Below are 25,928 nucleotides of genomic sequence, written 5' to 3' on the forward strand. Positions count from 1 at the left end.
AGGGTCAGTTTATCAGTATTTGGCTTTTTTTGCGTGAAATTGTTGGTAAAGAAGAGCCTAATTATCGACAATTATTTTTACAAAAATGAGCGAAGCTCAGCCGTTAATACCACATCATTTTAATTGCCACTAACATCAAGAAAATGGCAAAGCCTTTTTTCAGGTAAGGTAAAGACAATTTAGCACCTGCCTTTACACCCAATGGCGCAAATAATGATGAGGTTAAGACAATACCTAATAAGGCGGGTAAATAAATATAACCGATACTCCAGGGTGGCAAGTCGCTTTGTCCAAGACCAATAATAACATAGCCTAAAGCACCAAATAACGCGACAATAATACCACTGGCGGTGGCCACACCAATTGCTTGGCGCATAGATAATGAGCAATACATTAAAATGGGGACCAATATAGCGCCACCAGCAATCCCCATCAAACTTGCTAACACACCGGTAAACAGCCCAATAAATTGTAATATCCAGTTGCTAGGTAGCGCTACACTGCGCTCAACTTTAATCGATAAAAACATATAAGCCGCTAAAATAAGTACTGCACTGGCAAATATTAGCGTTAAGGCTTTTAACGACAGCATGCCGGCAATAAGGGCACCTAGCATAGCACCAATAGCCACTGTTATGACCAGTCGTTGAGCTATTGGCCAAGGAATATTACCATTTTTATGATGGGCGAAAGCCGCAGAAGTAGAGGTGAATATGATCGAAGCCAGCGACGTGGCAAGTGCCATAGGAAAGGCAAGCTCTGCGCTTATGCCCAATAACGGTAATAAATACACCAACACAGGCACAATAATAAGTCCACCGCCAATACCGAGTAAACCAGCAAAAAAACCCACTACAGCACCTAGCAAAGCACAGGCTAAAAATACACTAATAAACATCACAATCACTTACTTTATCATGGCGTAATAACAGCACTAAGCAACGCTTATTGTAATCTGGCATGCACAAAGTCCCCTAAACCTAATTTAACTAATTGCTCATGCATATAACTATGTACATCACTGGTATTGGTAAAGCTCAATACTCGCACTAAAATTTGTTTTAACTGCTGATAGTCAACATGGCGAATAACCCATTTCACTTTCGCAAGACTATGAGCGCTCATGCTCAAATTTTGGTAACCCATGGCGATCAATAAAAGCGCACCGGTCGGCTCATTGGCTAATTCTCCACAGATACTTAATGGCACATCTCGATGTTGGCTTTTTTGTGCTATATGGTGCAATGCACGTAAAACCGCAGGGTGATAAAAATCATATAAACTCGCTACGCGGCTATTATTGCGATCAACCGCCAATAAATATTGAGTTAAGTCATTACTGCCAACAGAGAAAAAATCAACTTTATCCGCTAAATCTTCTAACTGAAAAATAATGCCAGGCACTTCAATCATCACGCCCACTTTTGGCCGTTCTAAAGCGTCATTTTCATTACAAAATAATTCTGAGGTAAGCTCATAATATGCTTGATTAATCAGCCTATTGGCTTCATCCACTTCAGTGATACTAGAAATCATAGGTAACATAATAGCTAAGTTACCCAGGCCATAATTTGCCTTCATCATTGCTCGTACTTGCACTAAAAATATTTCAGGGTGATCTAAGGTAATTCGAATACCACGCCAACCTAAAAAAGGGTTGGCTTCAATAATGGGGAAATAAGGTAGCGACTTATCACCACCAACATCTAAAGTTCGCATGGTGACAGGCTTGTCTGGGAATGACGCTAAAACTTGCTGATATAACACGGTTTGTTCTGACTCAGACGGAAAACAACTACGATTCATAAAGGGAATTTCAGTACGATATAAACCGACACCATCGGCACCAACATTTTGTGAGTATTCAAACCCTGCCGATAAACCAGCATTAATCAATAAGCTGACATGATGACCATCTTGGGTCAATGCCGGTAAATGTTCTGCCTCTTTTACTTGCGCGTATAATTTATTTTCTGCCGCGACAATATGTCGATACTCATTAATTAGGGCATCTGCGGGAGTAACGTAAAGCTGGCAAGCATAACCGTCTAAAATCGCCTGTTTTTTATGCAGCTGACGAATAGCAAGATAATCAACGCCCATAATTGCTGGAATATTCAACGCTTTCGCTAAAATAGCCGTATGAGAATTATTTGAGCCTGTGATTGAAACAATACCCAACAGCCCAAGATGTTGATATTCAGCGAGCATGGCTGCACTAACGTCTTCTGCAACAAGTATAAATTGCTCAGGTAATTGCTGATCTTGCTCTGCCAAGTTTTGAATGTTATTTAATAAGCGATTACCTAAATCTTTAATATCGTAGGCACGCTCTCGCAAGTACTCATCTTCCAAGCTTTCAAACTGCATAACATAGCTATCAACAACCAGTTTCAAAGCACTTTGAGCATTCCAAGCCAGTTTAATTTTAGCAATAACTTCAGCTTTAAAATTATCACTTTCAAGCAACTGCTTATAAACATCAAAAATATCGAGACTGTTATCTGAAATTATCGCTTTTAATTTTTCACTCATTTGAGAAAATTCAGCGAATGTGCGACTTGCTGCATCATCAAAAATCATCAGTTGCTGCTGACTATCACTGACTTTGTTAAGCGCTATTTTAGATAAATCAGCTTTAGGGTGCATCACGATCATTTCACCAATAGCCACTCCTGGTGAACCGCCTATACCGGCAAGGTTTTTACCGATATTTTGGCTATAACTTAATTCAATCATGCCTTGCGCTTCAACACTGGCTAATGCGGTGGCAAGCTGTGCCGATAGCGTGACCAAAAATGCTTCTTCATTTTCGTTAAAAAAACGTGCCTGTTCTTGTTGTACGGTTAATATGCCCAAGACTTTGCGCTGATGAATAATTGGCGTACCTAAAAAAGCTTTAAAATGCTCTTCTTCGACTTCTGGCGCATGAATAAAATCTGGATGTTGATGAGCGTTGGCAATATTAATCGGCTCTTCACGTTGCCCAACTAAACCCACCAGTCCTTCGGTAAAGCCAATACAAGTTCGGCCAAAAGCATTTTCGGCTAGGCCATTAGAGGCCATTAAAATGAAATGCTGCTTTTCATGATCCGCTAAATATACTGAGCAACATTGGGTAGAGAGTGCGTTTTTAACCTGACTAACTAAACGTAATAACGCTTGGTCAAGCTCTGAAGCCTGACTAAACTCTAGAACAATTCGACGTAAAATAGTAAGCATTACCATCCCTTTAGATAAGTTGTTTTGGCATCTTCAATGCTACAGAGATACCAAGCCGCATGATTGAAGTGACCTATGCTAAGTTAGTAGCTATTAATGAAATCTGTTATGTCATCCATGCTGATAACTCATTCAATAATTTTAAACAAAATAGCTCACCGAAGTGAGCTATTTTACAAGACATAATAATAATCTAGGTTGAACAATAATCAAGCACGACGTCGGCGACGCTCTTGACGATAACTAGGCATTGCCGCTAAAGCAAATTCTTTCATCACCTTGCGATAAACCTCGCGTTTAAATGACACAACTTGCCTAACTGGATACCAGTATGAAACCCAACGCCAATCGTCAAACTCGGGATGATTTGAATGCAATAAATCAACCGCTGATTCTGGTGCGGTCAATTGCAGTAAAAACCACTTCTGCTTTTGACCAATACATACGGGTAAACTTTCGTGCCTAATTAATCTTTTTGGTAATTTATATCTTAACCAATTCTTAGTGGTCGCTACAATTTTAACATGTTCAGGTTTTAAACCGACTTCTTCGTCTAATTCCCGGTACATAGTTTGCTCTGCAGATTCACCCTCATCAACGCCACCTTGTGGATATTGCCAAGAATGCTGACCAAAACGCCTTGCCCAAAATACTTGTCCTCTGTCATTGATTATTACTATGCCAACGTTGGCTCGATAGCCTTCGGCATCTATCAAAGGAACTCCTGACAGCATTAAATAATACTTTGATTCTTCCACATTCTGCACTTTTGGGCAAACACTTATTAACACAAAGCAGCACAATATGCCGGTATTAACCCTTGTTTGTGCATAACATTTAAAATGTTTAAAATGTAACAAAAAATAATTGCCTTGCTCAAAGACTTAAAACTGAATGATAATAAGCTAAACAACCTTGATTACAGAGCCAGCCTTGAATAGCAATAAAAGTCCTAAAAACGAAGCAGAGTTACTAACAAGAGCACAAAACCTTGCTGGTATGACATTAGGAGAGATTGCAAAATTTATTAACGTTGTTGTACCTAAGGACCTAAAGCGTGATAAAGGCTGGATAGGCTTATTGCTAGAGCAAGTATTAGGCGCTAGTGCCGGTTCTCGACCAGAGCCCGACTTTCCACATTTAGGCATTGAGCTAAAATCATTACCGATTAATTATCAAGGTAAGCCCTTAGAAACTACCTTTGTCTGCGTTGCCCCGTTAACAGGTTTAGTCGGCGCCCAATGGCAAACAAGTCATATTCGTAATAAAATCGCGCGGGTGTTGTGGATACCTGTTATTTCTGAACGCAGCATCGCCATCGCAGATCGTATTGTTGGCACAGCTTTTATTTGGTCACCTTCACCAGAAGAAGAACACCTGCTCGCCCTCGACTGGCAAGAACTCACTGATATGATAGTGCTAGGGGATGTGGAAAACATTCATGGTAAGCATGGGCAAGTTTTGCAATTGCGGCCAAAAGCGGCAAATAGCCAGGCGAAAACCCAAGCATTTAATCGCCTTGGTCAACCCTTTATGACCTTACCTCGTGGCTTTTATTTAAAAACGAGCTTTACACAGGCGCTATTAAATAAATACTTACGTATTAACTAGCTATTCATTAGCTATAAGCTCATCGCTAACACGATTGAAATACTCATTTAATTGTAAAAATTCGTAGCTAAAATAAACTAACCACGTTATAAACAGTCAAACATTGACACTTGGCTCTATTATCTCCCAATGAAGTTCAATAATAAATTTGATCGCTACATAGCTGTAATATTTTTCGTTACAATCGCTACCGCTATTTCAACCTCTTATTTCACCTTAAAAGATGTTATTAATAACCACAATAAACAAGTGCAAAGTGCTATAACGCCACTATTTTCATTAGTCGCTAGTGAAATACTTCGCCCTTTAAATGTGGCAAACTTTATGGCGAATAATCATTTTATTATTGATTATGCCAATCAAGAAAAAATAGAAAAAGACTACCTTACTTCTTATCTAGAAAAAATTGCCAAGTCCTATAATATGGTTGCATTTATTGCCTTGGAAAAACATAACTTGATGCTCGACTCTAATGGTCGAGAATCCATGTTAAACAGTAACGAAACTGAATGGTATAGTCGCCTCAAAGAATTACCAGGCGAGCAATTTACTGACATAGGTAATTCTGAAGATCCACATTTATACTTTGATAATAAAATTCGCAATAGCGACGGTGAGTTTATCGGCTTTACCGGCGTAGCCATTGACCTAAATTATTTTTCCAGTAAATTTCAAGAATACAGTGATCGCTTTGGTTTTGAATTATTCTTTGTTGATAGTAATAATATTATTACCTTATCTTCCAATAAAATTTTGGAATCAAAAAGCCATCATCGCCAAAACTTAATGACGCGATTAAATGATTTACCTTGGCATCAATCGCTACTTAAACATAATGCCACAGATATAAACTTAAGCTCAGAACTCATCTATACCACTGATGAAGGTTTGTTAATTTCTCAAATGCCGATAAAAGAGCTTAATTGGCGCATGTTTATTGTCTCGCCGCCGGCTGATCAGCAAAGCGAATATTGGGAAATATTTATCGGACGCTTTCTGCTATTTTTCATAGTCGCCATGCTTTTTTATATGATGCTTTTATATAGTATAAATTATTTAAAATCACGATTAATTAAGCAGGCAGAAACTGACCATCTAACCCAACTGCCAAACCGCAGCCATATTCATTGGCGCTTTAATAATATTGTTAAAACCAATGAAAACCTTTGCCTAGTGTTAGCTGATATTGACAACTTCAAAAATATTAATGACAGCTACGGACATTTAGTGGGTGATGAGGTATTGCGAATTATTGCTGAGCAATTATCCCAAACCATACGAAAAGTTGACGTGGTAGGCCGCTGGGGCGGCGAAGAGTTTGTGATGTTGTTACCCGAAACAACCGCCAAACAGGCACATATTATTGTTGAGCGCATTAGAAAAAATATCGCTGATATTTCTTTTCCTATATCAACCACTGGCAGTTCATTTACCAGCACCATTAGCTTTGGTATTTGTGAATTACCGGTAAAAAATAAAACCATCAAAGATTATATTGAAAGTGCCGATAAAGCGTTATACCAAGCTAAAAGTAATGGCAGAAATAAAAGTGTTATCTTTACTCACACAACTTAAGCTAAGGCTAGGTAAATGCTTTAATAACAATAGCTACCTAATAAAAAATCAAGTGTTGTGGTTTCAAAAACACTGTTCCAAACATCAGCTTGAGTGCATCACACCGCGATACTATAGTGCAGGAAAATGTGTAAAAAAAGGTGGAGGAAAAGTTATCCTATCGCCTTTAATTTAATGGTTTGGCTGATGCTGACACTAGTTTGACTCGCTATTGCTTGCCAATGAGTATTTGCGGCTTCTAGGCAAATAAATTCATTTTCACCGTCAGCATGTAAATCAGCTATGGTTTTAGCCTCTTCGCCCGGATTCCATAATACCCACTGCTGACAACCTTGGCTCGATACTTCAATCTCTCGTCGCCACTTATGATCAACAATAACCATGCTATTGTTACTGTGATAAATACGGTCAGTTGGGCCGAGACAATTTTTTAACACTGATTGTTGGCCATTGCTGCCACTTAGTTTGTCATCATATACCAGATCATTTAACGCTGGAATTTGTGTCTCCTGTGCATTGCCAACACAAAAATAACTATGTAATGCACCAGTATATTCTAGCGTTTGCTGAGATAAATTTTTCATGGTTAAGGTTTGCACAAACGACTCATCAAACACCAGTGTTTGTGTTAATTCAAAAGCGCCCGGCCAATGGGGTGAAAGTTGCTCGCCGGTCAGTGATAATGTTATTTCAACGCCAGACTCTAACAGTTTAATATCAGCGACTTGCCATTGGCTTTGCCTAGCAAAGCCATGATTACTGACTTTATGTAACTCACCATTAGGTAATTTAACCTCTCCACCAAACCATGGCCAGCATAATGGCACACCACCACGAATGGCTTTGCCTGAACGATAGTGACTAGTCTCACTCAACCAAAACACCGGTTGTTGGCCCTGGGGTTGCCAACTTAGCACTTGGCCACCATACAAACTTACCGAGCCTTGACCCTTTTGATGAACAAAGCGCAGCGCTTGTAGGCCTTTTGCCAACTCATACAACTCAATATGACCAAATTCATTTTCTAACAATACTTCTAGCATTTTTTATCTCTAAAATTTATATGTCTGTGGTTTACATGTTCGCCATTTATTTGGCTATGGCCTATATTTCTGCAGTACTTACACAGGGGAAGTGTCAGTTGCTCCAAAACTTACGGCATAAATACCCAACTACAGCTGAGCATTAGATCTTGACACTAACTGACTGATACCAGTAATAAGCACAAAATTTATTATCGCAATGTAAATAATGAGTATGTTAGACAATCAAGAAGATGGAGGAAAGCATTAAAGTATTCCAATCGACTTTCAATGGCTTAATTCAATAGTGCAGTTCAGCGTAATCACGCAAAAAAAAGCCACGTATTAACGTGGCTTTGATAGTTCACATTGTATACTCAAATTACTTTATGTAAGCTTTCGGCATATCGCTTGGCGTTGTGTAGCGAGCGCGCAACGCATCTTGGCGGCTTTGAGTTGAATATTCTTTGCCATCAATCCACATCTGACTAACCTTGGTGCTTAGTTCGAATGGATCAGCACTCCATAAAACTAAATCAGCTGTTTTGCCAACAGCAATGGTACCACTGTCAAGATTAAAAGCCTTGGCAACATTGGCGGTTACCGACGCTAGTGCAGTGTCACGTGATAAGCCATTGGCAATAGCATTGCCGACATGAAAGCGCAATTGATAAAGGTTGTGCGTATCACCATTTACCGTTAAGGCCACACTCACACCAGCTTGAGTTAACTTAGCCGCATTTTCAAGTGACACATGTAAAGCATCAAAACTGCCCGGTAAGTTATCTAACGCTGTCATTACAACAGGTACTTTAGCATCAGCAATTTTATCCGCAATTAATACGGCATCAGCGGCACCCACTAGCACCAAATCTAGTGAAAATTGCTCTTTCATTTTTAATAATGCCAAAAGATCTGTGGCACGGTCAGCATAAGCGACCAAAGCTTTTTCACCTGCGAGTAAGGCATTAATAACTTGCGCTTCACGACTGGGCTCTTTTGCTTCTTTTTCATCTTTCGCGTTTTTAGTTTTCTTATTTGCTTTGGCTAATTCCTTAACCGCATCTTCAAATTTAAACTGTAAATTTTGTAAGCTTAGTGCGCGCGAACCTTTGCTTTTCGCGCCTAAATCAATCACCACACTATTGTTATTCATCCGAACACTATCAAACTCTCCAGACAGGTCAGCAACAAAAGTTTGGCCTTTAAACATATCGTCACCGCCGCGAGGCGCAACAACATTACTGGTAATGCCACCTTTTCGGCTATAAGGAATAACCGTAGAACGTGGGTTAAAAGCTAAACTGGCATCAAAGGTAATATTAGCTTTTTTATCGCTAGCATCACGACTACGTGAAACCGCGCTAACTTCCACTAAGCCTAATTGGTTCATTGAGCCAATTAAACCTGGTGTTAAAATTTTTCCTTTCGCGTCAATAATGCTATCAGCGTTAATTGTTTCAGGGTTGATAGCAATTACTTTGCCATTTTCAACGACTACTGTGGCGTTCTCCAGTACACCTTGCGCTGTTACTGTGTGTACTGTGGCATGAGTAATAGCAAAGCTTTCTGCAAAACTTGCGCTTGAACTCGCTAGTGCCAAAGCAATTAGCGATGATTTAAATAATGTTAACTGTTTCATTTTATTCACCTTCTCTTTGACCCAACATGAAATCACTTTTCGCTTGGTATTTTTCATCAAAACGGTCATATACTTTTGCACCGTCAACAAATACCTGTTCGGCTTGTGCATAAACACTAAATGGGTTTTGATTCCAAATGACTACATCGGCATTTTTACCCATTTCTAAGCTGCCGGTTTTATCCGCTAAACCCAAGGATTGTGCTGCATTTGCCGTGATCCAGGTTATCGCCAATTCTGGCGCAATATCAAAACCGTTTTCGTTGGCACGATACATAACCTTACCCGCTTCTTGGTTCAAACGTTGAATGGTACTAGCCGAGTCAGAATGTATTATTGCGCAAGAATTTTTTACAGCATCAACAATAGCTGCATTTTCGTGCACCATATCATAGGCTTCCATTTTAAAACCCCACCAATCTGGCCACATTGCTGCACAGTTGCCATTTTCAGCCAGCGTATCCGCTATTTTATAAGCTTCAATAGCGTGATGAAAAGTACCTGACTGATAATTAAACTCTTTACCTAGATCTATCATCATCGCCATTTCTTCGGCTTTATAACAATGGTTATGAATTAAAATATCACCATCGAGTACACCTTTTAAGGTATCTAACTCAATATCACGCTTAGGGGCGGCAGGGTTTTTACCGGCAGCATAATCAGCGTCATATTTCTCCCATGCACGTTTGTATTCGGTTGCTTCTGCCCAGGCCATGCGGTAACCGGCCATATTGCCCATACGCGTAGAAGGCAATTCTTTACGCGCACCGTAAACCCGCTTAGGGTTCTCACCACAGGCCATTTTTAAGCCATAAGGTGCCGCTGGAAATTTCATACCTTGCATGGTCTCACTAGGTACATTGCGTAATGTCACACCGCGACCACCAAATAAATTGGCTGAACCTGGTAAAATTTGTAAGGTGGTAATGCCGCCAGCGCGCGCTTTTTGAAAGCCAGGGTCTTGTGGCCAAACGCTGTGCTCAGCCCATACTTCAGAAGTATTAGGCGAACTCATTTCATTTCCGTCAGAATGCGACTCAACTGAGGGGCTTGGATATACCCCTAAGTGTGAATGTACATCGATAATACCTGGGGTTATCCATTTGCCATTAGCGTCAATTTCAACCGCGCCCTCGGCAGATAAGTTGTTACCAATTTTATTAATTTTACCGTCTATCATTAAGACATCGGCATTTTCCATACGGCTACCTGTACCCGTTAATACCGTCGCGTTTTTAATCAGCGTAGTTTCTAACGGTAATGCTTTATAGGTGCTTGGGTATGGGTTTTTATTAATAACAACTTTTTCGTCTTGCTGTTCGCTTTGCAAACAGCCGGTCAAGGCAACAGAAAGTGCTGCCATCACTAGCGATGGTAGAAATTTTTGCATAAATGTATCCTGTTTTGCTCCACACAGTAGAAAAACATTATGTTATTCAGCCGAGTTTGTATGAGCTTATTATAATTGGGTCTAAGTTATTTAACGTAAATATGAGGTTAATACCAATCTCACTAAATACCTGATCATTTTTACTGGTTAAAATAACCAACTACTGCGTTATTTATTTAATAATTAGAACCACTAGTTATTAAATAAATGCCTTGTATTTGGCCATTTTTCCTGCATATAAAGTAGACCACCTAATTAATAAAATCGGTATAACTACCGCGCGTTAGCACAATATTAATAACTACAATATGATGAATTGTCTTCGACAACAAGTCAGACATATAGGGGAGTTGAGCAATTGCGTTGAACTGTCAACTATCTGCGATAAATGGGCGCTAGTGGCTATTTAAAGTTCAAAATCGCCAAAGTCACCATCGTGACTGTTATCGATCTTAGACTGGCTGGGGGGTTCAAATAGCGAGGGTTGCTTATTTTCAACAATCATTTCAGCTACTTTAATTTTTACTGGCTTGGTTTTACGATTTTTACGCTGCTGGCAACGTTTTATGACTTTTTGACGCTGGTTGGCATCTAATGAAAGCCAATTTAAGCGTTCGTCCCGCCTACGAAAACAGCCCAAACATTGGCCTTTGTCATCAGACTGACAAACACCAATACAAGGGCTAGGAACATCAAAAAATTCTAACTGCATCTAATTATACTTTGTGTTGTACCAATTAAATTAAATTAAATTAAATTAAATTTGGTCATTGGGCAGATACCATTAAGTAGATAGTATTAAGTATCTACTTAATGTAAACCTAAATGCTGATTTAACCCAGTTTGTCAGTCGCGATATAGTACTCAGGATCTTCAATCACGTTGATTTCTACTAAGCTACCGGCTTTAGTTAACAGTTGCGTACATTCTTTACTTAAATGTCTTAAATGCATTTGCTTACCGTGACTAATATAACGATCGGCTAAAGTATCAATGGCTTCAATGGCTGAATGGTCAGCAACACGTGAGTCTTTAAAATCAACAATAACGTCGTCACTATCACCTTGTAAGTCAAATTGCTCTAAAAAGCCAGAAACAGAACCGAAAAATAACGGCCCAGAAACGTCATAAACCGTTGAGCCATTGTCATTTATTGAACGATTAACAACGACATGCTTAGCGTGTTCCCAAGCAAATACCAAGGCAGAAACAATAACACCCACCACAACAGCTATCGCTAAATCAGTGGCAACAGTCACCCCAGACACTAAGATAATAATGAAAGCATCGGCTTTTGGCACTTTGCCTAAAATACGAATACTCGACCATTCAAAAGTACCAATGACGACAATAAACATAACACCAACAAGCGCTGCTAGTGGAATTTGTTCAATTAAACTCGAGCCAAATAAGATAAAGCCCAGTAGCGCAAGTGCCGCTGTAACACCCGACATACGACCACGACCGCCTGAATTAACGTTGATCATCGATTGACCTATCATCGCACAACCACCCATACCACCGAAAAAGCCAGTAACGGTATTTGCTGCGCCTTGTGCAATACATTCTTTATTACCATGGCCACGCGTACCGGTTAATTCATCAATTAGCGTTAACGTTAGTAATGATTCGATTAAACCAATAGCTGCTAAAATTAGGGAAAAAGGTAAAATTATTTGGAAAGTTTCAAAACTAAATGGCACGCTTGGAATACTAAATTGTGGTAGACCGCCGGCAATAGAAGCTGCAGGATCATTGGTCATATCACGAACAAAATCGACTACTGTACGAGCATCTAAATCAAGGCTTTGCGCTAAAAGTGTTACCACAACAATAGCAACTAATGATGACGGTATGGCTTTAGTCAACTTAGGCAAAAAGTGAATAATCGCCATAGTTAACAAGATTAGGCCAAACATAACGAGCAATTGGCTGCCTTGCATCCAGGCTAAAACACCGGCATCGTTAGTGACCTTAAATTGCCCTAACTGAGCCAGAAAAATCACAATAGCTAAGCCATTAACAAAGCCAAGCATAACCGGATGCGGCACTAAACGAATAAACTTACCGAGCTTAAATAGGCCCGCGAGTATTTGCAGGACCCCGGTTAACACTACCGTGGCAAATAAATATTCGACACCATGAACAGCGACTAAACTTACCATCACAACGGCCATTGCACCGGTAGCACCCGAGATCATTCCTGGACGACCACCGAATATAGCCGTGATTAAACCCACTATAAAGGCGGCATAGAGACCAACGAGGGGTCCAACACCGGCAACAAAGGCAAATGCTACGGCTTCAGGTACTAACGCTAAAGATACCGTTAAGCCTGATAAAACATCATTTTTTAAATTTGCCACTTTACTGGCGTGTAGTTCAAACATTATTTTCTCTACTTTGATTAGAACATCAAAAATACAAGCGTAATTTTACAATCGAGCTTGGTTTTTAAAATTAGCTTGTATTTAAATACTTTGGTTTCCCCAAAAAACCTTAATGGTAGGCAATTCAAGCGAAAACTAAACGAAAATCGCTATTTTTTGGGGTTTGAAGGCGCGGGTATACTATAGATACATCAGTGAAAAGTCAATATTCGCTCAAAAATACATCAAAGCTAACGAGTCGATATCAAACTTAAAGTCGTTGTTTTAGTAAGGATTTAACAGCGATAGTTAACGGTTAATTATCGCTTCACGTTCATTTAAAAAAGCTTTGATCTCATCACGAGAACCGAGAATATGTTGCTTTAATAATGCCACCGCTTTTTCAACATCACGGGCTTTGCAGAGCGCTAAAATTTCATTATGTTCAGATTCTGCTTTAGAAATACCACCGGCCCACAGCAAGTGCATACGAATATAACGGTCAGCATTTTTGTTCAGGGTACTGACCAAAGCTTGTGTTTGTGGGCGTTCAGCTCCAGAGTATAAGCAATGATGATAATCTGAGTTGAGCTTACTCCAAGTATTAACCGCGTCTTCTTTACCTAGGGCCTTATTGAGTTTGTGCAATAACTGTGTCGCCTCTTCCAGCTTTTCATTGCTAATATGTGGTAGCGAATAAGCTAATAAATCAGCCTCTAACATAGCTCGCAATTCAAAAAGCTCATCTACTTGATCGGCATTGAGCTCAGTTGCGGTGGCACCTTTATGAGGTTCAAAATCCACTAAGCCTTCACCTTCTAGCTGCAGCAATGCTTCTCTGACAGGAATTCGGCTCACATTTAACTCAGCGGCAAGCGCGGCTTGTCTTAAAGGCTGACCCGCTTTAATTTCGCCACTTAATATTTTTTCTCTTAGTGTTTCAACAACTAATTGAGTTCTAGTTTTATATACAATGCTCATATTGGGCTTCCTAAAAATATTACCGCTATTATAGGGCTCCGCCGGTTAAACACAAAATAATAGCGCAATATCTAGTCTACTAAATGCTTTTTTTGTTTGCTTCAAACGCGCTTGTAGCGCATTAAATTGGCAATAAACTAAATAGCATGAGTGCTTTTATTCATTACTCGGTTAGTTTTGCGCTTAATTTTCTTTTATAGCCTAAAAATTCTGTTATCGTAAACTTGAACTTATGACCCTTGAGCTCACTTGCTATTGCCTTTGGCTAAGGTAAGTAAAAACAAAAAGTTTCAACCAAATAACAATAAAAATAAAAGAGTACCTGTATGCCAAAACACAATAGCATCGCCTTAGTGGCCTTTATTTTTGCCATTTTATCCGCAATTTATGTTAAACAATTTATCGCGCCACAATGGGTAGAACAAAGTTATGTTTATGATGTCAGTACCAACAATAACGCTGTTTCGAGTTATATTTATAAGGGTCAAAAAGTTATTATTGAACAGGTTGTTGACTATCAAAGTTCGCCACTTAACCAAAGTAACCTAAGCAACCTGAGTAATTCAGCAAATTCACCCGCGCTTGAACAACAATGGGTTCGAGATGAAAAACAGCAATTAAAACTACTCAAACCCGCCTTTCATTTTGGTTTTTGGTCACTCCTACCCGCCTTTATAACCATTGCATTGTGCTTATTAACCCGTGAGCCACTAACGGCATTACTCGGCGGTGTGGTCGTTGGTGCCATTATGTTAGGGCGCTACGACTTAACCGACAAAGTTATTATTCCTAATCTTGCTAAAGAAGGCACGGCAGCACTCCTATTACTATATTTATGGCTGTTGGGTGGTTTATTAGGTATCTGGTCTAAAACGGGGGCAGCACAAGCTTTTGCCAATTTTATGACCAAACATTTTGTTAAAGGCAAAAAGTCGGCAAAACTGGTTTCATGGTTATTGGGCATATTATTTTTTCAAGGTGGCACTATGAGTACTGTGCTAGTTGGCACTACCGTCAGGCCCTTAGCAGACCAGGCAAATGTTAGTCACGAAGAAATGAGTTACATTGTCGATTCAACCGCATCACCTATTGCCTCCATATTAGCCTTCAATGCATGGCCTGCCTATGTTCAAGCCTTGATATTTATTCCTGGTGTTTCTTTTTTAGCCACAGAAGCAGACCGGATCAGCTTTTTCTTTCAAAGCATTCCCTTTAGCTTCTACAGTATGTTTGCGGTTGCTGGGACTTTGCTTTTAAGTCTTAATATCACCACTTTTTCTGGTAAACGTATACGAGCAGCAAAGCTACGTGCTGAAAAAACTCATCAACTAGATGCTCCTGGTGCCAAGCCTTTAAGTGCCAAAGAATTACAAAGTACCGATATACCTGACGGTTATAAACCTCACGTGCTTGAATTTATTTTACCTTTAGTCACCTTAACAACAATTGCCATTGGCAGTTTTGTTATGCTGGGCTCACCTAAAATTAATTGGGCTTTTGGTGCCGCTTTAGTACTTTCTGCAGTTATTGCCTTAATAAAAGGGATGTCGTTAAATCATGTGGTAGATGGTTTTGGTAACGGATTAAAGGGCGTAGTGTTCGCGTCGGTCATTTTAATGTTGGCGGTGATTATTGGCAGTATCAGTAAAGAAACCGGTGGTGGCTTATTTTTGGTGTCTTTACTTGGCGAGCAACTACCTTTTTGGATTTTACCCGTTATTTTGCAACTGATGACTATGATCATTGCTTTTTCTACTGGCACAAGTTGGGGCACTTATGCCATCGCATTTCCTTTAGCCATGCCATTAGCTTGGGCCATTTGTCAAAGCCAAGGGGTAGCTGATCCTGAGCTATTTATGATGCTCTGTTTTGCCTCTGTGCTCAATGGCAGTGTTTTTGGCGATCAATGCTCGCCAATTTCTGATACCACTATTCTCAGTGCCATGACCACGGGCTGTGATTTAATGGACCATGTGAAGTCTCAATTAGTCCCCGCAACACTGGCAGCCTCATTAGCAGGAGTGCTATGGACTCTAACCGCTTACTTTTTCGCCTGATTAATCTTTAAGAGATAGGTATTGGTCATATGACATAGCTCATGATTCATAGGTTATGAATCATAGATAATTGCTCATAGCTGCAGTTTATTGACTATTGCTAAAAGTGATAGTCACGCAGTTTGCCTTAGCAAAAAAGCTGAATCGGCTAGGTCACTTTTGATTTAAGCTGAACTGCGAATAAGCTATGTTATTTAACAACGCTTGCTTAGTGGATATCAGTCTTGTTAGTAGCAAGTAATAACTTATTATTACTTGCTACTCTTGTCTTAATACCAACACTTTCATACCCAATACCAATACTTTCATACCCATAAAAATTTCGTCATTAAATTCTTCGTTATTAAAATCACATTTTAATCAATATCATACCAATCCAGTTGTGCAAAACTGCTGATTTAAACCTCAGTTGATTAACAATGAGCTGCTAGCTTGTTTTGGATCAAACTTTGTTTCATCACGCTCAGTATAATAAAGTTTTACCTTGGTATTTTTCACTAGCGATATGAAACAACAGTTAATTATTTTCCTCAAAGCACTTTTTGGTAGCTGTAAAGACTTACTGCCCATAGTGCTAGTTATCGCATTTTTTCAATTTGCCGTGTTACAACAACCTATGCCAAACCTCAGTGATATTTTTGTTGGTTTGATTTTAGTGATATTGGGTTTAACCTTTTTCATTTATGGTTTAGAGATGGGCTTATTTCCTATTGGCGAGTCTATGGCAAAAGCGTTTGCGCAAAAAGGCAGTACAACTTGGCTGCTAATATTTGCTTTTTGTTTAGGCTTTGGCACCACAGTTGCCGAGCCGGCCCTGATTGCGGTTGCCAGTGAAGCAGCCACTGTTGCTGCTAGTGGCGGTATTATTGGCGCAACAGACATTGCACAAAACGAGTACGCTAATGGTTTGCGTTATACCGTAGCCTTTGCTGTTGGTTTAGCGATTGTTATTGGGGTGTTACGTATTCTTCGTGGCTGGCCAATACAGTACCTTATTTTAGGTGGCTATGTGTTAGTGGTTATCATGACGTCATTTGCACCCACCTGGATCATCGGCATTGCCTATGACTCAGGCGGTGTAACAACCTCAACTATTACCGTTCCTTTAGTCACCGCACTGGGTGTTGGCTTAGCGTCAGCAATTAAAGGCAGAAACCCTATGATAGACGGTTTTGGTTTAATTGCCTTTGCCTCACTTACCCCAATGATTTTTGTCATGTTATACGGCATGGTATTAAGCTAATGAACGCAATAAATTTATTGCTTAAGCTCGGAGCACACTAGCTTGAATTTGCTGATAGAGTTCTTCGACATATTAAAATCAACCGTCATTGACGTATTACCTATTTTATCGATTATTGTGATTTTTCAATTATTGGTGATACGCCGCCCTATTCCCAACATAAAACAAGTTGGCTTTGGCTTTTTCTACGTCTTAATTGGCTTAGCGTTTTTCTTATTAGGCTTAGAAAAAGCCTTGTTTCCACTAGGAAAAATAATGGCTGAGCAATTAACCGCTAGCGAATTTATTAATGCGGGCGCTGTCATCAGTTGGACTGACTATACTTGGGTATACATTTTTGCTGCTGCCATAGGTTTTAGCACCACCATTGCCGAGCCCTCACTGATTGCCGTGGCATTAAAAGCAGAAGAAGTCTCTGGTGGCGGCATTCGGGCTAACAGCTTACGCATTGCGGTAGCTATAGGTGTTGCCATTGGTATCGCTTTAGGCAGCTATCGCATTGTTGTTGGGCACCCCATACATTACTACATTATATCGGGTTATATCGTGGTGGTTATTCAAACATTCTTCTGTCCAAAAATGATTGTACCCTTAGCATATGACTCGGGTGGCGTCACTACATCAACCGTTACTGTGCCACTAGTCGCGGCTTTAGGCTTAGGTTTAGCGAGTACCATACCCGGCAGAAGCCCGTTAATAGATGGTTTTGGCTTGATTGCCTTTGCCAGCTTATTTCCAATCATTGCGGTCATGGCCTATGCACAAATTAGCCAACTACAAACCAAAAAACTAACTGAAAGTGAGAATAAGTAATGCACTTTAAATTGATCATTGCATTCATTGAAGATGAGGTTACCGAAAAGGTAATGAAAGAAGCTCGTATGGCTGGTGCTACGGGTGCGACAATAATTAATCATGCCCGTGGAGAAGGTATTAACCGCCAACGAACATTTTTTGGCCTGCAACTAGAGTCACAACGCGATGTATTATTATTTGTTGTTGAAGAGCATTTGTCTCGAAAAATTTTAGAACGTATCGCTAAGATCGCAGGTTTTGATGAAGAACCCGGTAAAGGTATTGCCATACAAATTGATATTGAAGATGCCGTAGGGGTTGCCCACCAAGTTGAGCGTTTAAAAGGTAAAATTGAGGAAGAACTATGAACTCTAAATTAGTGCAAGTAAAAGACGCGATGACCACTGACAGTTATCAGTTTACCGATGGCATGGTCACAGTAGCTGAAGGCATAAAACTGGCAAAAAAACATCATGTTTCCGCGTTAATTATTAACAAACGCCATGAGAATGACGAATATGGCTTAGTGTTATTGTCAGATATTGCTAAGCAAGTTATCGCAAAAGATAGGTCACCTGAGCGGGTAAACTTATACGAAATTATGGCTAAGCCATTACTGTCAGTTTCACCCGATATGGACGTGCGTTATTGTGCACGCCTATTTGAAAATTTTGGTATTAATACCGCCCCTGTCATTAAAGACCAGCAAATACTCGGCTTAGTCAATTATACCAACATGGTACTTACTTTATTAGGTGAAGACTAATGGGCTAGCCTTTGGTATTCAAAGCAGCTTAAACCTGAGCTATTTATGTTGCTTGAGTTGCTTTAAGGTGAACTAATAACGTTAAAGCAATTGTCCTATTGCCAACTTTTTTAACATAAGCCCCCAAGTTTATCGCTACTTTATATTTTAGGCCTTGTCCGATTACCGCCAGTGATTTACCTTAGCTAGCGTATTATCAAAAAATATCACTCACCAGTGTAACCAGAGTAATAGGACAAATATGTTAAGTGTTGAGGTATGTGAAAGTGCACGCTTATGCGGCAATATATTTATGGCAGTCGCTGGCAGCTCAAAGCTAATGACACCATTTCATCATTCAATAACATGACTAAATGTCATCACTAAATATTAGCCCTAAAACTGAGGAAGCTTCAAATGTATTACTGTACTTATCAATCACCCTTAGGTGAAATTGCCTTAACAGCAAACGACAATGGCTTAAGCGCACTGGCTTTTCAAACCGGCAAGTCACCAATTACACTGGCCGGTTTGACTGAAGATAAAACTAAGTTCAAGCAAGTCATCCAACAATTAACTGAATACTTTGACGGTGACAGAAAACACTTTGATCTACCGCTAGCGCCTACTGGTACCAATTTTCAACAGCAAGTTTGGCAAGCCTTAATGCAAATACCTTGTGGCGAAACCAAAAGTTATGGCTGGATTGCCAAGCGTATTAATAATGAAAAAGCGGTTCGCGCGGTCGGTAGCGCAAATGGCGCAAATCCCATAGCGTTAATCGTGCCCTGTCATCGTGTTATTGGTAGCAACGGAAAATTGACCGGTTATGCCGGTGGTTTGGCATTAAAGGCAAAACTGTTGATGCATGAAGGGGCGCAATTTAGGGTTTGATACTGATTAACGATTTAATCTTTTTTACGATACATATACAAAGGGATCTCGGCTTCAAATCCTAACTTTTCATATAAAGGTAAACCCGCCTGAGAAGCTTGTAAGCTGAAAAAGTGCGCACCGCTTTGCTTAGCATAGGCAATTAAGTGCTGCATCATCTCCTTAGCTAAACCTTGAGCACGAAAAGCAGGTAGCGTCGTCATTTGGTGCAAACCCATGGTATCAGCGGTTTTATGTAGAATGGCAGTCACGGCAATGTCTTGGCCAATTTTTAGCGACAGCAGGGTATTATTTACATTTTCAGCCAGTGTTTTGATCACATTAGCATCAATCTCATAATTAAAACCTAATCCACAAGCAAAAGCCCAGCGAGTAAAATCAGTTTCAAGCGCTACCCGTGGCGATAAACTAGCAGTTAACATAGTATCTAGCTTTAAATTCATCAATGTTAGGTGAGAACGAGTAAACTGCTCGGTTTTAATATTATCTATACTGAGCCATACTTTTTTACCTAGCTGATGAGGAGTAAGCTCAGCAGTAGCACTAAAGCCAGCTTGCCAATACTTATTAGGCCAACGGGTATGACAAACATAGTCACCCTCAATACTATAAGGCATGGTTAACAAAAAACTATCTAGATTCGCAATATTTGCGCTAATTAAGGCCTTCATTTTTCTTCCTTATTAATTAAAATTAAACCAGCAATCATCATTATAATTTCAAGTGATTTTTGCTAATCAACTTGCTTGACTAGACTATCAAAGAAACCAAAGTGGCTGATAATAAAAAAGATGTTGAGTTAATTGAAACTATGGCTGATAAAGCGCTGAGTAAAATAGTAAAAGCCGAAGATAAAACATCTATCCCTGTAAATCAATTAAACACGGCAGCTGATGCTTTGATTAAAGCTATAGCAGAGCACCAATAGCATCAGAGAAAGCTCTAACGGTTAGCAAATTCTGGCTCATTCACATCCATGTGATCGCAACATAGCCGACATACTGTAGATAAAAATAGGAAGTTTAATCGCTTGCTATTTTTATTTTTTCATATTGAAAACGCTAAAAACGTCAGGGCAATTTATAGCCTTTTTGTTAAATAAACAGCGGAAGAAATAGCGCTATTAAAAATTTAACCGTGAGCCAATTTACTGTTATGATGTCGCTGATATTTAACAGAGATACTAGAGTATAGTTTTGGAAATAATTGCACTTATCGCGGTTTTATTTTTAGCTTGGCTAATTTGGCAGCTTCGGCGGGCTAAGCACTTCACCAAATTTAAACGTCAAATAATACAAGAGCTAAAACCAAAAGTTATTGCCAATATTATTGAGGAAATGGCCGAAACACGTTCAGAGCTACATCCCAATACCACAGCCCATCAAGCAGCAACGATTAGTTATTGGAGCGCTTCTGCCGGCAGAGTATTACAAGCGGCATTAATGCGAGAAATTATTAACCAGCAATGGTTAATAGAAACCGGTAATTTGCGTAACAGTCAGCATTTATTTCATATTGAACAAGATAAACTACACCGCTAGAACTTGAATCACTTGTAGGTTGGACTTTAGTCCATCAGCTTTTAAAGTTCAGCTATCAGTAGTTGTCAGTGAAAATAGCTTTCAGTTAAAAGAAATACCTGTTTGTTTCTCTTTTTGAACATCACCTTATGTGCGCGCTGTGCGGTTGTCGGACTAAAGTCCGACCTACAAAACAATCGCCTAAATCTACATTACCCCCCGTAAGCCCTATGTAGGTTGGACTTTAGTCCATCTACTTTTAAAATTCAGCTTTCTGTAGTTGTCAGTGAAAATAGCTATCAGCTTTCAGATACAAAGAAATACCTGTCTGTTTATCTTGTGAACATCACGTTATGTGTGTGCTGTGCGGTTGTCGGACTAAAGTCCGACCTACATAACAATCGCCTAAATCTACATTATCACCCGTAAGCCCTATGTAGGTTGGACTTTAGTCCATCAGCCTTAAACGTCAGCTATCAGTAGTTATCAGTAAAAATAGCTTTCAGATACAAAGAAATACCTGTCTGTTTATCTTGTGAACATCACGTTATGCGTATGCTGTGCGATTGTCGGACTAAAGTCCGACCTACAAAACTGCCCAAAATCATATGATTACCCATAAGCCCTATGTAGGGTGGACTTTAGTCCATCAGCCTTAAACATCAGTCAAACTGAACTTTATAGATCACCCACAAAAAAAGAGCGTATTCGCTCTTTTTTTTCACTGACAGTGTTATCAATAACTCGAAGTCATCACTCACTCAGTGTAGTAACCAACTGATCAAAATTAATCAAGTTTGGTAAATTGTAGATCCCAAACACCATGGCCCAGGTCTTGACCGCGGTTTTCAAACTTAGTTAACGGACGAGAATCTGGACGTGGTACATAATCATTGTTCACTGATAAGTTTTTAAAGCCCGGCGAAGATGTCATATCTTCTAACATGCACTGTGCGTAATTTTCCCAGTCAGTTGCCATGTGAAACACACCACCGACTTTTAGTTTTTGACGAATAGCGTCAACAAAACTGGCTTGCACAATACGGCGTTTGTGATGCTTTTTCTTATGCCAAGGATCAGGGAAGAATAATTGTACAGTCGTTAACGACTCAATAGGAATACAATCGGCTAAAACCTCGATAGCATCGTGCTCGTAAACTTTTAGGTTATTAACACCCTCTTCTTGGGCTAAGCCAATACAAGCGCCAACACCTGGACGGTGAACTTCAACACCAATAAAGTTAAGCTCAGGGGAATTTTTAGCCATTTCAACTAAAGATTTACCCATGCCAAAACCAATTTCGAGCACAATAGGGTTGTCATTACCAAACAAAACTTTAGGATCGATCAATCCGTCTTGATGTTTCAATCCCATCGTATCCCAAAACTGCTCTAACGCTTTTGCTTGGCCATTAGTAAGGCGGCCTTCGCGCTTAACAAAGCTACGTACTTTTCTAATGTACTTGCCTTCTTGTTCTGCTTGTTCAACGGTTTTATGGCTTCTGTCTATCATAATGCTATCTATTATTTACTTACGTCATCAAAATTGGGGCGCACATTATCCTTGTTTAATGACTAAAATTCAATCACCGCATAATGCCTATCAAGATCTAATTGTACGCCCGTAAAGTTATTTAACCTTAGTTCGGGTTAATATCGTTTGTTAAGGACTACTCTGCCCACCAAACGTCGTATAATGGGCCAACAGTCACTGAGCTTGCGCCATTATCTGTTAACCACTTTTCTACTAATTGGCGATGTGCTTCTGTACATTTACCCAGTTTTTGAGTACAAATTAAACCATGCCACAAAGTATCACCTTCACCGCCAAAACCTAAGCCGTTTGGATCTATGGTTTCATCGAAAAATTTAGTTAAAAATGCATCAACTGTTTCATTGTCAGCGCCTTCATCTAGTTGCCAAGCAATATCAAAACCTAGTTCTTGGTACTCATCAACACGTAATTTTTTACGTAAACGATCACTACGATTTTTTGCATCTATTTTCATCTTTCATTCCTTACAGTTAGGTTTAAAGCAAACACGATAGCCGTTTCACTTTAAGGTGCAGTTTCAGAGCTAAGCTCCTTACGCGCAAGCCGATAAAGGGTAGTCTTCGGCGATATGAGTTTCGACAATATAACCACTATTCTCTTAAATCCATACCAGGTAGCTAACCCTTTCTCGATTTGCTGAAATCTACAGCTTGAAGTGGAGCGGGTATATATTAACTAACTGCGAGAGGATAGAGGCAATAGAAATTTTTGCAATGAAAATTTCAGCTTTATTCGCTACACTGTCGCCAATATGACAAATAAAACTACTATCTCAGCCAAATCTGCGCAACAATTTAGCGACCAAGTATTATCATGGTTTCAGTTGCAAGGCAGAAAACACTTGCCGTGGCAGCAAGACAAAACCCCTTATCGAGTTTGGATTTCAGAAATTATGCTGCAGCAAACGCAAGTAGCAACCGTGATCCCATACTATTTAAGATTTATGGAAAGCTTTCCTAACATTATTGATTTAGCCAATGCCGATGAAGATAGCGTGCTACATCACTGGACCGGGCTTGGCTACTATGCACGAGCACGAAACTTACACAAAACAGCAAAAAAAATTCGTGACGACTATCAAGGTAATTTTCCTGAAAATATTGACGAGGTAATCGCGCTTCCTGGTATCGGACGCTCTACTGCAGGCGCAGTATTAAGCTTAGCCTTAAACAAACATCACGCCATTTTAGACGGCAATGTAAAACGGGTTTTAGCCCGCTGCTATAAAGTACAAGGACATACTGGCCAAGCCATTTATGAAAAAACTTTATGGCCGATTACCGATGCATTAACACCAAAGCTCGGCGTGGCGCAGTTCAACCAAGCCATGATGGATTTAGGCGCCATGGTTTGCACACGCTCTAAGCCCAAGTGTGACATTTGTCCGCTAAAAAGCAGTTGTTTAGCTCAAGCTAGCGATGAACAAGCAAATTATCCACAAAAGAAACCGAAAAAAACCATACCAGAAAAACACACTATTATGGTGATACCACGTGTTGCTCAGCAAGTGTTAATGGAAAAACGCCCTCCAGCAGGAATTTGGGGCGGCTTATGGTGCTTCTTAGAGTTATCAGACCTTGACCAGCTACCGCATTTATTAGCCGAGTTAAACCTAAAGCAAACAGCAACATTTGCCTTAGATAAGTTTCGCCATACCTTTAGCCACTTTCATCTCGACATAGAAGCCATAGTGATAGATTGTGAAATGTTACCGGCAAAAGAAATTAGCGAAAATAGCACATTGCAATGGTACAATTTAGCCACAGTCGCATCAGTTGGTTTAGCCGCATCGACACAAAAATTAATTAAACAGCTTGAACAACTTCCTGTTTAATTTTTATATGCATTTATTCATCCCTTAGACAAAAAGAGACCTTATTATGAGCCGTACCGTTTTTTGCCAAAATTTACAAAAAGAAGCCGAAGGCCTTGGCTTTCAACTTTATCCGGGCGAAATAGGCAAACGTATTTTTGATAACATTTGTAAAGAAGCATGGGGTCACTGGCAAAAAAAGCAAACCATGCTGATAAACGAAAAGAAAATGAATATGATGAACCCTGATGACCGCGCATTTTTAGAATCAGCCATGGTCGCCTATCTCTTTGAAGGTAAAGAGCCTGAAATCGAAGGCTTCACACCAGAAAAAAAATAATTACCTAAAAATAATGACCTAATAAGGGGATAAGTTAAAATATATCCCCTTTTTTTTTCTGCCATTTTTAGTTAACACCTGACTGATAAATTTTTTAATGTCAGCTTTCGCCACAAAGTTAATGGTTACCGCCACTGTTAAGGTATTTTTTTCATTTATTTCTTATATTTTTTTGCTTTACTGCTTAATAGTCCCTAGCCTATTTACCCGCCTATTATTAATAAACAACTTTTTTATCGCACCTCTACAGCATTTATCCTGATTACTCATGACACTGCATAAACAAATTAATGACGATATTACCGATTAGAAATAGCAAAACTCAGCCTAAACTGCTCCATAAAAGCACAATACGTTGAAAAAAACGGCAAACAAACATTTATTTAAAAAAAAGGGTTGACGGGGTAAACGAAAAACAGTTTAATACGCCCCGTCTTCAAGGCACAGCCAAGAAGACAATGTACAGAGCAATCATTATGATTGTTAATGTGCCTCGATAGCTCAGTCGGTAGAGCAGAGGATTGAAAATCCTCGTGTCCCTGGTTCGATTCCGGGTCGAGGCACCATTTACACTTTTAGCTTTTTATTAAGTTAAATGTAGAATCAACAAGTTCCGATGTTGATTCGGTGCCAAGATAGTTAGTTCATAGAATATAATTATCGCACACGTTCTTCGTGTGCCGACTTAGCTCAGTTGGTAGAGCAACTGACTTGTAATCAGTAGGTCGCCAGTTCGACTCCGGCAGTCGGCACCATTCATAACGAAGCCTCAACAGCAATGTTGAGGCTTTTTTATTGCCTAAAATAAACTGACACTGATTGAATCAGTAGCTCAAATAAGCAAGGCAGACGACACCATTCCTTCGCGGTAAGCATCAGGCCCTAAGCTCGGTTAGAGCTTTTTTTTCGTTATAGCATAATCAAATGCTACAGGTGTTTCATTAATACCAATAAACTCCCCTATCCCATCTATTCTTCGTCCTATTCATGAATTAACCCTTACAGTAGCAAGATGTTAGAAAGTGTCTAATACCAATTTGATTAATTAACTTCCCACTTTTATCCAATCTCTAGAGCAAAGATCTATCACCCTAGATGCATCTGAAACAAAAATATTCCAGGCTCGACTACATTCATTAACAATATCTTCA

At 39.6% G+C, this 25,928-nt stretch carries 24 protein-coding genes and 2 tRNA genes; 14 read left to right on the forward strand and 12 right to left on the reverse strand.

The genetic code is table 11. From position 1 onward, the window contains the following. Positions 1-103: 103 nt before the first annotated feature. From H4J41_RS03725 to rppH, 3 genes are all read right to left on the reverse strand, one after another. Positions 104-898, reverse strand: coding sequence for a sulfite exporter TauE/SafE family protein (locus tag H4J41_RS03725; RefSeq protein ID WP_182136540.1), 795 nt, complete (start codon positions 896-898; stop codon positions 104-106). Between the two features lie 47 nt (positions 899-945). Then, a complete protein-coding gene (gene ptsP / locus H4J41_RS03730; protein ID WP_182136541.1) occupies positions 946-3,222 on the reverse strand; it encodes a phosphoenolpyruvate--protein phosphotransferase in 2,277 nt (758 codons plus the stop codon). A 209-nt stretch (positions 3,223-3,431) separates the two neighbouring features. Then, entirely contained in the window at positions 3,432-3,938 is a 507-nt protein-coding gene (gene rppH / locus H4J41_RS03735; RefSeq protein WP_182136571.1) for an RNA pyrophosphohydrolase, read from the reverse strand. A 217-nt stretch (positions 3,939-4,155) separates the two neighbouring features. On the opposite strand from rppH, the gene mutH reads away from it, so the two are divergent. Then, positions 4,156-4,833: a DNA mismatch repair endonuclease MutH gene (gene mutH, locus H4J41_RS03740; protein WP_182136542.1), complete on the forward strand. Its 678-nt coding sequence runs from the start codon at positions 4,156-4,158 to the stop codon at positions 4,831-4,833. A gap of 129 nt (positions 4,834-4,962) precedes the next feature. Next, positions 4,963-6,408 (forward strand): sensor domain-containing diguanylate cyclase, encoded by a 1,446-nt coding sequence (locus tag H4J41_RS03745; protein WP_182136543.1) that lies wholly within the window; start codon positions 4,963-4,965, stop codon positions 6,406-6,408. 152 nt (positions 6,409-6,560) lie between these two features. Here H4J41_RS03745 and H4J41_RS03750 read toward each other — a convergent pair whose 3' ends face one another. The 6 genes from H4J41_RS03750 to H4J41_RS03775 all read right to left on the reverse strand — a co-directional run bounded on the left by H4J41_RS03750 (position 6,561) and on the right by H4J41_RS03775 (position 13,815). Further along, the gene (locus H4J41_RS03750) at positions 6,561-7,451 is read right to left on the reverse strand and encodes a D-hexose-6-phosphate mutarotase (protein WP_182136544.1); all 891 of its coding nucleotides are present in this window, start codon (positions 7,449-7,451) and stop codon (positions 6,561-6,563) included. A 361-nt stretch (positions 7,452-7,812) separates the two neighbouring features. Next, on the reverse strand, positions 7,813-9,072 hold the full coding sequence (locus H4J41_RS03755) for an amidohydrolase family protein (protein ID WP_182136545.1): 1,260 nt from the start codon (positions 9,070-9,072) through the stop codon (positions 7,813-7,815). A gap of 1 nt (position 9,073) precedes the next feature. Then, on the reverse strand, positions 9,074-10,465 hold the full coding sequence (locus H4J41_RS03760; protein WP_182136546.1) for an amidohydrolase: 1,392 nt from the start codon (positions 10,463-10,465) through the stop codon (positions 9,074-9,076). 406 nt (positions 10,466-10,871) lie between these two features. Further along, entirely contained in the window at positions 10,872-11,177 is a 306-nt protein-coding gene (locus H4J41_RS03765) for a DUF1289 domain-containing protein (RefSeq protein WP_182136547.1), read from the reverse strand. Between the two features lie 121 nt (positions 11,178-11,298). Next, on the reverse strand, positions 11,299-12,855 hold the full coding sequence (locus H4J41_RS03770; RefSeq protein ID WP_182136548.1) for a SulP family inorganic anion transporter: 1,557 nt from the start codon (positions 12,853-12,855) through the stop codon (positions 11,299-11,301). A gap of 288 nt (positions 12,856-13,143) precedes the next feature. After that, positions 13,144-13,815 carry a GntR family transcriptional regulator gene (locus H4J41_RS03775; RefSeq protein WP_182136549.1) on the reverse strand — a complete coding sequence of 224 codons (672 nt, stop codon included), beginning with the start codon at positions 13,813-13,815 and terminating at the stop codon, positions 13,144-13,146. Positions 13,816-14,141: 326 nt separating this feature from the next. Here H4J41_RS03775 and H4J41_RS03780 point away from each other — a divergent pair, with 326 nt between their 5' ends. The 6 genes from H4J41_RS03780 to H4J41_RS03805 all read left to right on the forward strand — a co-directional run bounded on the left by H4J41_RS03780 (position 14,142) and on the right by H4J41_RS03805 (position 19,549). Then, positions 14,142-15,872 (forward strand): Na+/H+ antiporter NhaC family protein, encoded by a 1,731-nt coding sequence (locus H4J41_RS03780; protein WP_182136550.1) that lies wholly within the window; start codon positions 14,142-14,144, stop codon positions 15,870-15,872. Positions 15,873-16,377: 505 nt separating this feature from the next. Then, entirely contained in the window at positions 16,378-17,115 is a 738-nt protein-coding gene (locus H4J41_RS03785) for a DUF1538 domain-containing protein (protein WP_182136551.1), read from the forward strand. 42 nt (positions 17,116-17,157) lie between these two features. Beyond that, positions 17,158-17,928 (forward strand): DUF1538 domain-containing protein, encoded by a 771-nt coding sequence (locus H4J41_RS03790; RefSeq protein WP_182136552.1) that lies wholly within the window; start codon positions 17,158-17,160, stop codon positions 17,926-17,928. Next, positions 17,928-18,278, forward strand: coding sequence for a P-II family nitrogen regulator (locus H4J41_RS03795; protein WP_182136553.1), 351 nt, complete (start codon positions 17,928-17,930; stop codon positions 18,276-18,278). Before H4J41_RS03790 ends, H4J41_RS03795 begins: the two co-directional genes overlap by 1 nt. Beyond that, positions 18,275-18,676, forward strand: a complete 402-nt coding sequence (locus tag H4J41_RS03800) for a CBS domain-containing protein (RefSeq protein WP_182136554.1) — start codon at positions 18,275-18,277, stop codon at positions 18,674-18,676. Before H4J41_RS03795 ends, H4J41_RS03800 begins: the two co-directional genes overlap by 4 nt. A 396-nt stretch (positions 18,677-19,072) precedes the next feature. After that, positions 19,073-19,549 carry a methylated-DNA--[protein]-cysteine S-methyltransferase gene (locus H4J41_RS03805; protein WP_182136555.1) on the forward strand — a complete coding sequence of 159 codons (477 nt, stop codon included), beginning with the start codon at positions 19,073-19,075 and terminating at the stop codon, positions 19,547-19,549. 14 nt (positions 19,550-19,563) lie between these two features. On the opposite strand, the gene H4J41_RS03810 is transcribed toward H4J41_RS03805, so the two are convergent. Beyond that, positions 19,564-20,220, reverse strand: a complete 657-nt coding sequence (locus tag H4J41_RS03810) for a GNAT family N-acetyltransferase (RefSeq protein ID WP_182136556.1) — start codon at positions 20,218-20,220, stop codon at positions 19,564-19,566. Between the two features lie 101 nt (positions 20,221-20,321). Between H4J41_RS03810 and H4J41_RS03815 the strand changes: the two genes are divergently transcribed. Then, complete coding sequence (locus H4J41_RS03815; protein ID WP_182136557.1) at positions 20,322-20,477, forward strand: hypothetical protein; 156 nt, start codon at positions 20,322-20,324, stop codon at positions 20,475-20,477. A gap of 268 nt (positions 20,478-20,745) precedes the next feature. Next, positions 20,746-21,090: a hypothetical protein gene (locus H4J41_RS03820; RefSeq protein ID WP_182136558.1), complete on the forward strand. Its 345-nt coding sequence runs from the start codon at positions 20,746-20,748 to the stop codon at positions 21,088-21,090. A gap of 766 nt (positions 21,091-21,856) precedes the next feature. On the opposite strand, the gene trmB is transcribed toward H4J41_RS03820, so the two are convergent. Further along, positions 21,857-22,582, reverse strand: a complete 726-nt coding sequence (trmB, locus tag H4J41_RS03825; protein ID WP_182136559.1) for a tRNA (guanosine(46)-N7)-methyltransferase TrmB — start codon at positions 22,580-22,582, stop codon at positions 21,857-21,859. A gap of 157 nt (positions 22,583-22,739) precedes the next feature. Further along, the gene (locus H4J41_RS03830) at positions 22,740-23,078 is read right to left on the reverse strand and encodes a YggL family protein (protein ID WP_182136560.1); all 339 of its coding nucleotides are present in this window, start codon (positions 23,076-23,078) and stop codon (positions 22,740-22,742) included. Between the two features lie 297 nt (positions 23,079-23,375). Here H4J41_RS03830 and mutY point away from each other — a divergent pair, with 297 nt between their 5' ends. The 4 genes from mutY (at position 23,376) to H4J41_RS03850 (ending at position 25,532) form a co-directional block, all read left to right on the forward strand. Continuing rightward, positions 23,376-24,458, forward strand: a complete 1,083-nt coding sequence (gene mutY, locus H4J41_RS03835; RefSeq protein WP_182136561.1) for an A/G-specific adenine glycosylase — start codon at positions 23,376-23,378, stop codon at positions 24,456-24,458. A 46-nt stretch (positions 24,459-24,504) separates the two neighbouring features. Continuing rightward, entirely contained in the window at positions 24,505-24,777 is a 273-nt protein-coding gene (locus H4J41_RS03840) for an oxidative damage protection protein (RefSeq protein WP_182136562.1), read from the forward strand. 490 nt (positions 24,778-25,267) lie between these two features. Then, positions 25,268-25,343, forward strand: a tRNA-Phe gene (locus tag H4J41_RS03845). A 113-nt stretch (positions 25,344-25,456) separates the two neighbouring features. After that, positions 25,457-25,532: transfer RNA gene (locus H4J41_RS03850), tRNA-Thr, on the forward strand. Positions 25,533-25,928 lie beyond the last annotated feature (396 nt).

The organism is Colwellia sp. MB3u-45 (assembly GCF_014077005.1).
Lineage (GTDB): Bacteria > Pseudomonadota > Gammaproteobacteria > Enterobacterales > Alteromonadaceae > Cognaticolwellia.